This is a genomic window from Paenibacillus zanthoxyli JH29 (assembly GCF_000520715.1).
Lineage (GTDB): Bacteria > Bacillota > Bacilli > Paenibacillales > Paenibacillaceae > Paenibacillus_AQ > Paenibacillus_AQ zanthoxyli.
This window is the reverse complement of the sequence record NZ_ASSD01000287.1, coordinates 1-12,696: the sequence shown is the minus strand read 5'-3', so window position 1 is coordinate 12,696 and position 12,696 is coordinate 1. Positions and strand designations below refer to the sequence as shown.

General features: G+C 53.0%; 8 protein-coding genes. 7 read left to right on the top strand and 1 reads right to left on the bottom strand.

Going from position 1 to position 12,696, the window contains the following annotated elements; all coding sequences use genetic code 11:
• Window positions 1-151: 151 nt before the first annotated feature.
• The 4 genes from L691_RS33530 to L691_RS28565 all read left to right on the top strand — a co-directional run bounded on the left by L691_RS33530 (window position 152) and on the right by L691_RS28565 (window position 4,030).
• Complete coding sequence (locus tag L691_RS33530; RefSeq protein WP_269634842.1) at window positions 152-301, top strand: alpha/beta hydrolase fold domain-containing protein; 150 nt, start codon at window positions 152-154, stop codon at window positions 299-301.
• A complete protein-coding gene (locus L691_RS34230; RefSeq protein ID WP_408634743.1) occupies window positions 294-380 on the top strand; it encodes a hypothetical protein in 87 nt (28 codons plus the stop codon). The genes L691_RS33530 and L691_RS34230 overlap by 8 nt, the downstream gene beginning before the upstream one ends.
• Before the next feature lie 299 nt (window positions 381-679).
• On the top strand, window positions 680-1,891 hold the full coding sequence (locus L691_RS0110570; protein ID WP_025690459.1) for an MFS transporter: 1,212 nt from the start codon (window positions 680-682) through the stop codon (window positions 1,889-1,891).
• Window positions 1,892-2,188: 297 nt separating this feature from the next.
• Window positions 2,189-4,030, top strand: a complete 1,842-nt coding sequence (locus L691_RS28565; RefSeq protein WP_025690457.1) for an ATP-binding protein — start codon at window positions 2,189-2,191, stop codon at window positions 4,028-4,030.
• A gap of 197 nt (window positions 4,031-4,227) precedes the next feature.
• Here the strand turns inward: L691_RS28565 and L691_RS0110560 are convergent, their stop codons facing one another.
• The gene (locus L691_RS0110560) at window positions 4,228-5,274 is read right to left on the bottom strand and encodes a LacI family DNA-binding transcriptional regulator (protein ID WP_025690455.1); all 1,047 of its coding nucleotides are present in this window, start codon (window positions 5,272-5,274) and stop codon (window positions 4,228-4,230) included.
• A gap of 467 nt (window positions 5,275-5,741) precedes the next feature.
• On the opposite strand from L691_RS0110560, the gene L691_RS28560 reads away from it, so the two are divergent.
• The 3 genes from L691_RS28560 to L691_RS28555 form a co-directional block, all read left to right on the top strand.
• Window positions 5,742-7,187: a glycoside hydrolase family 32 protein gene (locus tag L691_RS28560; RefSeq protein ID WP_051459346.1), complete on the top strand. Its 1,446-nt coding sequence runs from the start codon at window positions 5,742-5,744 to the stop codon at window positions 7,185-7,187.
• Window positions 7,188-7,232: 45 nt separating this feature from the next.
• Complete coding sequence (locus L691_RS0110550; RefSeq protein WP_025690454.1) at window positions 7,233-8,696, top strand: glycoside hydrolase family 32 protein; 1,464 nt, start codon at window positions 7,233-7,235, stop codon at window positions 8,694-8,696.
• 249 nt (window positions 8,697-8,945) lie between these two features.
• A partial coding sequence (locus L691_RS28555; RefSeq protein ID WP_025690453.1) for a GH32 C-terminal domain-containing protein occupies window positions 8,946-12,696 on the top strand: 3,751 nt, incomplete at its 3' end.

The following is a 12,696-nucleotide window of genomic DNA, read 5'->3' as shown; positions in this document are numbered from 1 at the left end:
CAAGAATCTCGTGACTTTAGTCATGAGAGGTTCAAAATGACATGAACAGGACACATTAGCGAAAAAAGCCTTTGGTGTGCGGGCATGAGTTGATCATGCTCCACTTACCGAAAGTTGGGAGAAGGCCGTTACGCCTGTTGTCGATTATGTAATTGGCCGTCCCGAGGTTGATCCGAACCGCATCGCGCTGATGGGCATCAGCTTCGGGGGCAATCTCGCTTCCCGGGCGGCTTCCCGGGCGGCGGCTGCAGGCGGTTTATCCCGGCAGTCATCCGCTGTTCTCCTCGATTGCGGTGATTGAGATGGGAATCCGGAATGAAGAGAGCTTTATCGAGTGGTGCGACAAGGTAATCGAAGCGCTGGGCAGAAATGAAATTTAACAAAGAGGAGAATAAGGGCTAGCCACAATAAAGAATTATTGATAAAATTTATAAATAATCAAGGTATATTCAATTTGTTTTTATAAAACCCGCTTACTACAATAAAGAGAGAAGATATTTCAATGTGAAAGTATTCTCAATGTAAATTCTGCAACATGACTCATTCATATTCTCCTTAAACAAATCGGTGTGGCATGCCTTGTGAAAAAGAACACAAGAACCTCTGTCAAAAGCCAAGGGGATTTTGTAATCGGAATGCTTGCAGGGCGGTGCACAACCGAGCGAAATGGAGGGAGAGCATGAAGAACAAGTATTTGTCAGCATCTTTGGGATTGTACATTAACTATTTCGTTCACGGCATGGCATTGATCATTATTGCTCAAAATATCGATTTCTTATCCAAGCAGTGGAATACGGATAATGCCGGTGCCGCTGCGGTCGTTTCTTCTTTGGGTATTGGGAAGCTGGTCGCCGTCTTTTTTTCGGGCAAGCTGTCCGACCGGTTCGGGCGGAAGCCTTCGGTAGTGCTGGGAATCTCTTTTTATGTATTATTCCTGGCCGGTATTCTGATCAGCCCGAATGTCGCGGTTGCTTATATGTTCGGCATATCTGCCGGTGTGGCAAATTCCTTCCTGGATACAGGGACGTATCCGGCATTGATGGAGGCCTTTCCCAAGAAGTCCGCGCCCGCGAATATCATCATAAAAGCCTTTATCCAAGGCGGACAGTTTGTGCTGCCTTATCTCATCGGATTTTTGATACTGCGGGATTTATGGTTTGGATGGAGCTTTATTTTTCTGATTGCGGTTCTCTCTGTCAATCTGGTATTTATCCTTACCCGCACGTTCCCGCCTATGACTGACCTTGCTCAGGCAAGTGAAGGATCGAGGCCGCAAAGGGCAAGAACTTTTCATTTCAGCTTGAATGAAATTTGCCTAATCTTGTTCGGATTCGTTGCGCAAACCCTGCTCTACATCCTGGGGCAATGGATTGCCAAGTACGGCTCGGAGGTTGTGCATATGAGCGAAGGCTCATCGCGGCTTCTGGTTAGCTATGGAAGTCTTGGCGCGATCTGTTGTGTGTTAGTCACCTTCACACTGGGCAACCGGGGCGTTAAGTCGATCTATTTTATGATGCTTTATACAGTTATGACAGCGGTCGTTTCACTCGTGATTTGGGCGTTCCCGGTGCCGGTGGTCTGCACTGCAGGGGCAGTACTCCTGGGTTTTTTCTCTAGCGGCGGACTGATCCAGCTCGGACTTACGCTGCTGGCCGAGAAATCTTCTCGGGGGAAAGGGCTGGTAACGAGCTTGTACACGATCGCGGAGGGAGTCGCTATTTTCACCATTCCCCTTGTAGCGTCTGCCATCTCCAGAGTCAATATCGGGGGGATCTTCCTGCTGAACGGGGCGGTCGCTTTGTTCGGATTTACGCTGGCTCTGATTATTTTTATCCGGGATAAGCGGCCCATTAATGAAGCAGGCGTTCAAGTAGAACAAGTTCAGTTCTAGAGACGGTGCAGCCGTTTCTTTTTGAAAGAACAGGTATGACAAAACATGACAAAATCAGCCCTTCCTAATGATTCTCAAGCGGTCTATGCGGCCCTGATCATAGGAGGCGGCTTTTTTTGCGCTGCGGGGCAAAGAATTCATAGATTTTTAAATAGCTGAATTGGTTGGCTGTAAAGGGAAACGGGTAAAAGAATTTAGGGTTTCACCGGGAGACTCACGGATTAAAAATAGATCTATTTTAGCTATTGGACGCAGCAGGATAGGGTAGCCCGGAAAGAAGTGGAGGAGTGCTTGACTATGGATGGAGAGAGACCAGCGCCGGTTCCGTTAAGCCTGATCAACGAGATTGCTAAGGTAGGGCATATTTTATACACGTACGATGACTGCGACAGCTATATCGACAATGCTCTGTCCTATGTTACGACCGGTATTCATCAAGGATACCAGATCTTGTTCATTGACAATGAGGTTGCGTACCGCAGGCTGCTTGGCAGGCTTGAAGAGGCGCTGTCCGCCGAGCAGTTGGAGGATGTTCATTACATCGAAAATTTTGAATTTTACCGTCAATACGGGGATTTCCATTGCGATAGCATTATTAATCATTTTGGGAGAATTTTGAAGCCTTTCCTGGACCGGCAGATCCCGGTTAGAACCTGGGCTCATGTCCAGTGGAGTGAGAAAGAGCGGGACAACATTCACATTACGCTTGAGGAATTTGAAAGAAAGGCGGACGGTCCCGTCATCGGCAACGGTCTTATGTCCGTCTGTGCCTATAACGCCCGGGAAATCTCCGCATCGCTGCAAAATGTTCTGCTAAAGACGCATGAATATTTGATGACCGACAGGGAATTCATCGCCTCTCCCCTGTATAAGAGTTCTCAAGTGCTTGAAGGGACTTTTCCTTCGCTCTCGGTCCAGAGCCAGCTTCTCAATGAGCAGAAGCAGCTTCTGATCGAGAAGGAAACGGCTGAACAAATGAGCAAGATCAAGAATGAATTTATTGCTATGATGAACCATGAGATACGGACCCCGATGAATGGCGTGCTTGGGATGACGGAGCTGCTGTCCGAAACGAATCTGGATCACGAGCAGACGGAGTATTTGGATGCGATCCGCAAAAGCGGGGAATCCCTGCTCCGAATCGTCAACGACATTCTAGATCTCTCCAAGATTGAATCGGGCCGTGCTTATGCCGTGAACGAGCCTTTTCGGATTAGGGACTGCATTGCGGAAGTGCTGGATGTACTGCTGCTGAAGATTTTGGAGAAAGACCTGGACATCAAAGTATCCGTCGACCCCGACATCCCGGAAAGGATTACAGGCGACTACAATCGCCTAAGACAGGTGCTTCTTAATTTGATTGAGAATGCTGTGAAATTTACTGAAGATGGTGGCATTAATATCTCGGTCAGCAGTCTGGTGCAGAGCGGCAGCAGGATTCAGCTTCAGGTGACCATCAGGGATACCGGAATCGGAATACCGGAGGAGGCGCTTAAAAATCTTTTTCAGCCGTTCTATCAAGTGGATAATGGCTTGACGCGAAAGGTGGAAGGAACCGGCCTCGGTCTGGCCATCTCCAAGAAGCTCGTGGAGTTGATGGGCGGCGAGATTATGGTGCGGATGCCGGAAGAGCCGGGAACCGCCTTTTTATTCACTGCGGAATTCGGAATGATTCCCACAGAGAGCCGCGCCGCAGCTATGGAAGAGGGCTCTGGCAAGTTCCCTTATTCCATGCGGGTGCTTGTAGCCGAAGATAATGAGATCAATCAGCTTATCCTGAAAAAACGGCTTGAAAAGCTCGGGCATACTGTGACCATCGCGGCAAATGGAAGGGAGGCGGTCCGGTCCGCCGTCAGCATACCTTACGACATCATTCTGATGGATGTCCGAATGCCGGTGATGGATGGGCTCGAAGCGGCGCAGATGATCCGAAATACGCTTGCCCCCGGTCAAGTGCCTTATATGGTGGCGTTGACGGCCAATTCCCTGCGGGACGACCGCGGCAAATGTCTGGACAACGGGATGGATGAATATTTGACAAAACCAATCGATAATGAGGAGCTGGCTGCCGTGCTGGAAAAAGCGGCGGGCCGAAAAGCCGACCGCGGCCAAGCTTTCAATATGCCGGAAAATCGATAATCAGAAAGTAGTATGATGAAAGGAAAGGAAAGCACAAAAGGCAGGTTCTTCGCTTGTAAGCGAGGGAGCCTGCCTTTTTTGTAATCGGGAACTTTCGGGATAGCGCTTCATTACGGGCATGCGCCCCTTAAGCTGATCTGCGAAAATCTATCTTTGGCAGCGTGTGTGTGGCATGTGTAGCGTATGCAGCGGGACAGCTAGGATTGGCGGGCAGAGAGTCCGCTTGCCGATTCTGCCGCCTGCCTGGTCGATCCCCGCAGGACAACGCTGGATTCCAAATAGATGATCTCCTTATGGCGGTCCGGCTGTTCAATCCGGTTAAGAAGCGTCTCGACGACGCGCGTCCCGAGCTCATAGGGGTAAGTATGAACCGTAGTTAGCGGCGGGTCGATGATTTTGGCGTTCGGGATGTCGTCAAACCCCGTCACTTCAATCTGTCTTGGCACTTGAACCTTCAGTTCCTTGAGCGCGCGGATCGCGCATATGCCGATATCGTCATTGGCGCAAACAAACGCGGTGGGCAGCTTATCCAAAGCCTCCAGCCTCTCTGTCATCCATTCGACGGAAAGGTAGGGCTGTGTGTCATCCGGCGTTAAGCTGAATGCGGGGTCGTGCCCTTGGCCGGATTCCCTCATCGCGCGCTCGAAACCGAGCCATCTCTCATAGAAGCTTCGGCAGTGGTACAAATCTCCGATGAAACCGATATTCTCGTGCCCCTCTTCGAGCAATGTTTTGGTGAGGGTGTAGGCGGAATATTCATTCTCGACCATAACAATATCGTACTTGTGGCTGCCAAAGACGGTCCTCGGAAGGAAATCGATAAATACGGTCGGGATTCCGGCGCCAAGAATCGTTTCGACATAAGGTTCATGAAAAATCTCCATGCAGACGATTCCATCGATATTGAACGGATTGATATTGGACGGCAGCACGTTGCTGCGGATATCATCAGGCTTCACCAGCATCAGAATCAGATTGAAGCCCTGGGTGCTGAGGCCCGTTTCCATTCCTTTAATCGTCTCGGCATAGAAGCTGATGGCATTGATATCTCCACGGGTGAGCAGTGCGATGTTTCCCATATTCATGCTAGAGAAATTTTTATACTTAAGCTCGGCCGCTTTTTGCAGAATCTTCTCCCTGGTCGCATCGGGAATTTGCGGATGATTATTCAGTGCTTTGGATACGGTATTGCGCGACAATCCCAAAGCATCGGCGATATTTTGAATGGTCACTCTCTCGGCCATAGGCAGCAAGCTCCTTTTAGACTCATGACTTTGATATAAGCATTTACACTGGTTGTAAAAATGCGACAATAAATTGCGCAAATACAAATATGAATGTAAAGAAGTAAATTGGGACATTGAGCTAATATATGCCCGTTACACTTAATGTGCATACACTTTACGGTAAAAAACATCTTTTGCTTTCTTAATTATATAATTTTTTTCAGGTACTGCATAGTTTGCCCCGGGGATCGGCGTGCCAATCTATGAAAGCAAGAATGAACCTTGGCATGGAAACGAAAACATGGAAGGCAAACGGATAAAATAAATACCTAAAAAAGGATTGACACTCTGAATTGAAAGCGCTATACTTCAATTGCAATAATTTAGTTTACATTTGTAATGTACTATGTAAATCAAATGACGTTAAGATGAATAACCGCACTTTTGAGGGAATCTGAAAAAAAGCGGAGGACAGGAGGGGGAACATGGCTGAAACGTATCGCGAGCTTTACCGCCCGCAATTTCATTTGACGCCGCCGAAGGGGCCGATGAGCGATCCGAACGGGATGGTGTTCTATGAAGGCGAATACCATCAGTTCTATCAGTTCACGGGCAGATGGGGCCATGCGGTGAGCCGCGATTTGCTGCACTGGGAGCATCTGCCGCTGGCGCTCATAGCCGACGAACTGGGCGACGTCTGGTCGGGGAGCGCCGTGGTGGACTGGCGGGACAGCAGCGGTTTCTTCGGCGGCGGGAGCGGTTTGGTAGCGATATTTACCCATTTTAAAGAGGGTCTCCAATCCCAAAGTATCGCGTACAGCTCGGACAAGGGAAGAAGCTGGGTGAAGTATGCGGGCAATCCGGTCATCCCCAATCCCGGCCTTCAGGATTTTCGCGATCCGAAGGTGCTGTGGCATGAGGGGACGGGACGCTGGGTCATGGCGGTCAGCGTGGACAGAGCCATTCATTTCTACAGCTCGCCTAATTTGCGGAAATGGCGGTTTGAGAGCAGCTTCAGCGGTGCCGGTTGTCAGGACGCCGTGTGGGAGTGTCCCGATTTGTTCCGTCTGCCGGTCTTGGGCGAGGTCGGCGAGATGCGCTGGGTGCTGCATGTCAGCATCGGCGACAATGAAATAACGGACGGTTCCACCGCCCAGTATTTCGTCGGACACTACGACGGCCGCCGCTTTGTCTGCGAGCATGAGGACGACCGTCCGCGATGGACTGATTTCGGGCAGGACTTCTACGCCGCCGTTTCGTATTCGGATATTCCGCAGGAAGACGGCCGGACAATCTGGCTTGCCTGGACCTCCAACTGGCAGTATCCGTTTCATTCTCCGACCGAGCCTTGGAAAGGCGGCATGTCGATTCCAAGGACGCTCGGGCTAGCAAGAAACGGCAGCGGAGAGCTTCGCCTTGTGCAGCAGCCGGTAAAGGAGCTTTCCGCGCTGCGTGAAGAACCGCTTGAGTACGGTCCGGTGGAGATTAAGGATGAAATCCTCCGCCTTCCATTCAAGGGACTGTCGTACGAATTCGAGGCCGAGGTCAGCTGGGACAGCGCGGCGGAATTTGGTATTCGTGTCAGGGTATCGGATGACGAGCACACTGTTCTTGGCGTAAGCCCGCCGCGCGGCGAATTGTTCCTCGACCGGCGCAGCTCGGGATTCAGCGAACTGCCGAAGCGTACCGGAGGAACGGCGAATTTCTCCAAGGTACTCCGGGCGCCGCGAAGCTTGGAAGCGGGCAGGCTGACCATGCGGGGCTTTGTGGACGATTCGGTCATTGAATGGTTTGTCGGGAACGGAGAGGAAGTATTTACGTCGCTTGTCTACCCCCGGCCGGATAGCGCCGGACTCGAATTGTTCGCCTATGGAGGAAACGTATCGTTCAGCCAATTTACGGTGTACCCCCTGAAACCCGTCTGGATATAAACGGAAAAATAGAAAAATATCATTCGAACAGGATGGTGAGCTGCTGTGAGCAACACACTGGAAAAAGAGTCAATACCGATTACCAATGCGAGGTACCGGCTTCAATATCATTTAATGCCGCCCGTCGGCTGGATGAACGATCCTAACGGACTTATTTATTATAACGGCGAATACCATGCCTTCTACCAGCATTATCCTTACGGCCCCTGGCAGGGACCGATGCACTGGGGACATGCGAAGAGCAAAGACCTTGTGCATTGGGAGCATCTTCCGATCGCCCTGACTCCCTCAATGTCCTACGACTATGCGGAAAACACGGTATACGGCTGCTGGTCGGGCAGCGCGGTCGACGATGACGGCGTGCTAACTCTGATTTATACGGGACATGTGGAGAGCAACGATCCGGTGGAGGTGCAGTGTATCGCGCGCAGTACGGACGGCATCCATTTTAAAAAGGGCGCGGCTTCCATCATTGCTGGTGCTCCGGACGCGGAGTGCTTCGGTTTCCGCGATCCGAAGGTATGGAAGCACGGCGAGGTCTGGCATCTGATTGTCGGTTACGGCAAGGACGGCAAGGGCAAGGCGCTGCACTATACCTCAAGCGATCTGGACGAATGGACCTACGAAGGAATTGCGGCGGAGAGCGACGGAACGATGGGCGATATGTGGGAATGCCCTGATATGTTCCCGCTTGGGGAAGCCCCGGAGAGTCATGTGCTCCTCTTCTCTCCGATGAATATTGCACCTGTCAAGACACTCTATCTGTCCGGACAATTCGACTACGGTACGGGGAAATTCAGCACGCAGCATAAGGACCGGGTGGACTACGGATTCGATTTCTACGCTCCGCAGACCTTCGAGGATGCGTCCGGACGGCGGATCTTGTTCGGCTGGATGAACATTTGGGGCGCGGAGATGCCCGAGAAGGAAGACGGCTGGATGGGAGCCTTCACCTTGCCGCGCGTGCTGACGCTCGCGGAAGATGGCAGCCTGCTTGCCAATCCTGCCGAAGAATTGAAGGCGCTGCGCGGTGAACATGTGAACACGGCTAACGTCCTGCTTAAAGACGGCGAAGAATATTCATTGGCGGGAGCGGAAGGAAGCGCGCTGGAAATTGAAGCCGTCTTTCTGGCAGATGCTTCATCCGGCGCCGAATTCGGTCTGCGCGTACGCTGCTCGGATGACGGCTTGCAGTATACGGAAATTTCCTATGAGGCATTCGAAGGCGTGCTGCGGATGAACCGGGATCATGCCGGAGCAGGCGAGGGCGGCGTCAACGAGGCTTCGCTTGTTCCGATGGAAGACGGACGGGTTAAGCTGCGCCTGTTCCTGGACAGTTCCTCGGTGGAATTATTTGCAAATGACGGCCGCCGGACGATTACGAACCGGATTTATCCGCTGGAAAGCAGCTTAGGGCTCAAGCTGTTCTCCAGAAATGGGGACACGGTGCTTGAATCGCTTAATGTATGGCGGATTCAGCCTATTCGACCGGCTAAGACGGCAGAGTAAGCATGGCGGATGTAGTAAAAGTATCGGAGGAAGAACTGGATGAAGCGGCCTGAAGTTTGGGCCGTTTTTTCAAGCAAGTGCAGCCTGCCGGCCAGTAAGAGATACTTATAAGTTTCAGCAGAGCTGATCGCAAGAAGAGCTGCCGCTAATTGAAGGATGCGGCGGCATCTTCGAATGGGCACCAATCGGTGCTTTTCTTAATGCACTAATAAGGTAACGCTTACATTTTAAGGGACGGAAGTGAGCGAAGTGAGAAAAGGGAAGAAGCATCCGGGGAGCTGCTGGTTAAACGTGTTCGTTGTATTTCTGCTGCTTGGGACCGTTATGTTCCCAGGTTCATACTCGGCGGCGTCAGAGGCCGAAGGAGAAAACGATACAGGCAATGTTGGAAGCGCTTTAACTGCTGGTGTTAGCAGCAACCTAAGCGGCTGGACGGCGAAGGACAAGGGAACGATCGAAGAGACGCCGGAAGGACTGAAGCTGTCCTCGGCGGAGAACGGATTCGCGCTGTCAGCAGAACAGGGGGAGAGCTTCAGTTACGAAGCGGATGTAACCCTGCTGCAGGACAGCGGCGTGGTATCGCTTGTCTTCCGCTCGAACGACAGCGGTTGGGGCTCTTACATGGCGCAGCTTGACCCGGGAGCGGATATCTTGAAGCTGAAGGACGCGAACGGCGACCGGGTGCTGAAGACGGAGAGCGTGACACTAAACGCTGGGGAAACGTACCATCTCAAGGTGACGGCGGAGGGCACGTCGCTGAAGGTGTACTGGAACGGCGGAGCGGAGCCGCTGCTAACCGCGCTCGATACCGCCTACACAAGCGGCTACTTCGGGATGCATGTCTGGAACAGCGCGGCGGTGTTCCAGAATATACACATGGAAGTCATGAATACGGAGACGAAGCCGGGAACGGTGAACAGCAACCTAAGCGGCTGGACAGCGAAGGACAAGGGAATGATCGAAGAGACGCCGGAAGGACTGAAGCTGTCCTCGGCGGAGAACGGATTCGCGCTGTCAGCAGAACAGGGGGAGAGCTTCAGTTACGAAGCGGATGTAACCCTGCTGCAGGACAGCGGCGTGGTATCGCTTGTCTTCCGCTCGAACGACAGCGGTTGGGGCTCTTACATGGCGCAGCTTGACCCGGGAGCGGATATCTTGAAGCTGAAGGACGCGAACGGCGACCGGGTGCTGAAGACGGAGAGCGTGACACTAAACGCTGGGGAAACGTACCATCTCAAGGTGACGGCGGAGGGCGCGTCGCTGAAGGTGTATTGGAACGGCGGAGCGGAGCCGCTGCTTGAGGCGGAGGATACCGCCTACACGAGCGGATATTATGGGATGCATGTCTGGAACAGCACGGCGGTATTCCAGAATATTTATGCGGGTCAGTCGGGTCAAGCGAAGCCAGTAGAGATGGCCGGCGTCAGCAGCAATCTTGCGGGCTGGTCGCAGCGCGGTGTTGGAACCGCTTCCTCAAGTCTTGAAGGTCTTCAGCTGACGGCACCAGGCGAGGCTACGGTAATGTCGGAAACCTATGCTCAGGACTTTACCTATGAGAGCGACGTGACGCTGAAGTCGGCGGACTCGGCAGGCTCCCTGCTGCTGCGTTCGGATGAGACGGGGCGGAACGGATTTCTGGTCCAGGTGGATGGAAAAGCGGGCAAGATCAGATTGCTCGACGCGAACAGCGCGCATCCGGACCGGCTGTGGATTGAGAAGAGCATCGCCATTCTGCCGGATGTCAGCTACCACGTCAAAGTCAAGGCGGACGGGAATCAGATAAAGGTCTATTGGAATGGCAAATACGATCCCGTAATCAGCGCCGAAACGGAGCTTTACTCTAATAACAGGCGGCTGGGGCTTCGCGTAAGCGGTACCGCGGTGTTCCAGAATATCGAGGTGAGCGATCTGCTCACGAATATTGAAGAGCTGAACACCGAAGCCAGCGGATGGATGAAGGATCTGCAAGGCCTCAAGGGAACGTCGGAAGGAGCGCAGTGGTCGCTGCATCTTTCCGGCCCGGAGGCGAAGGATTTTGTTCTGGAGAGCAACGTTACGATTGCCGTGTATTCACCGTCCGCCGAGGCGGCGCTGCTGTTCCGGGCAAACGAAGACGGTTCCGGCTACTGGCTTCAATTGAACGCGAATGAAGGCACGGTTAAGCTGGTGAAGTCGGGTTCGGCAGGACGGGAGGTGCTGGCTTCCACTTCGGATATTCCGCTTGCTCCCGGGAAGAAGCACCATATTGAAATTCATGCCGTGGACTCACAGATCTCGGCCTATGTGGACGGCTATAAAGCTGCCCAGCTTGAGGATGCCAGCTATGCCTCGGGCCTGACCGGTCTTGCCGTGACCGGCGGCAGCGCTTATTTTCAGGATGTCTATTTGACGCCTTCCGGCGGTTATTACAATGAAATTTACCGTCCGGCGTATCATTACACGCCTGCTCGCGGCTCGGCAAGCGACCCGAACGGGCTGGTCTATTTTGAAGGGGAATATCATCTCTTTCACCAGAGCGCCGGACAATGGGCCCACGCGGTCAGCACCGACCTGGTTCATTGGCGGCGTCTGCCGCTTGCGCTAACCTGGAATGGTCTGGGCCATGTCTGGTCCGGGGCTGCAATTGCTGATGAGGATAACGCTTCGGGGCTGTTCGGCGATTCGGGCGGCAAGGGGCTTGTTGCTTACTACACCTCCTTTAATCCGGACAAAACGGGCGGCAATCAACAGATCGGGCTCGCTTACAGCAAGGATAAAGGCCGCACCTGGCAGTATTACGGGAACGAAGCGATTATCAAAAATCCGGGTTCTACAAGCGGAAATGAGCCGGTAGTCTGGGATTTCCGCGATCCGAAGGTGGTGCGCGACGAAGCGGGCAACCGCTGGATCATGGTCGTTTCCGGCGGCGATCATATCCGCTTCTACACCTCGGAGAATCTGATCGACTGGAAGCTGACCGACAGCTTCGGTTACGGCAGTTATATACGGGGCGGCGTGTGGGAATGCCCTGACCTGTTCCCGCTGAAGGTGGACGGGGATGCCTCGAAGCAAAAATGGGTGCTGATGATCAGCATGGGCGCTAATCCGAAGACAAACGGATCGGACGCCGAATATTTTATCGGCGAGTTGACGCCTGACGGTAAGTTTGTGAACGACAATCCGGCCGGGACCGTACTCAGGACCGACTTTGGCAAGGAGATGTACGCTTCGACTTCCTTTGCGAACGTACCAGGCAACCGGCGAATTATGCTGGCCTGGATGACGAACTGGGATTATCCGTTCAGCTTCCCGACCTCGCCGTGGAAAGGACAAATGACGATTCCGCGCGAATTGTCGCTCAAGACGACGCCGGAAGGCATCCGTTTGGCGCAGACTCCGATTACCGAGCTTGAAGACCTACGGGGTACGCCATTCGCGGTCAGCGATACGAGCGTCTCTGCGGATACGGAAAATATTCTGGCCCCATTCTTCGGCAATGCCTACGAAATTGAGGCCGAGCTTGAACTGCCTGAGAAAGGAGCCGCTTCAGAATTCGGATTCCGCCTGCGTGAAGGCGGAGCGCAGCGGACCGTTGTCGGTTACCGCACAGGAAGCGGCAAGCTGTTCGTTGACCGTTCCGCTTCCGGGCGGACCGATTTCTCATCCAAGTTCTCGTCTGTGCATGAAGCCAAGGTGCAGCCGGAGAATTCTACGCTGAAGCTCCGTATTCTGGTGGACGAATCCTCGGTCGAGGTGTTTGCGGCGGACGGCAGAACGGTATTCTCCGACGTTATTTTCCCGGATAAGGCGCGCAGCGGTATGAGCTTCTACGCCAAGGGCGGCACGGTGAATGTGAAGTCGATTAAGGTCTATCCGCTTAAAAATATTTGGAACGAAGGTTTGCAGCCGGACGCATCTGCCGGCCGGATCATTCTGGACCGCAGCCTGCTGGAGCTGGGGGCCGGAGAATCCAAAGAGATATTTGCTGGTGTGCTGCCGCATGAGTCCGCTCAGGAGCTCG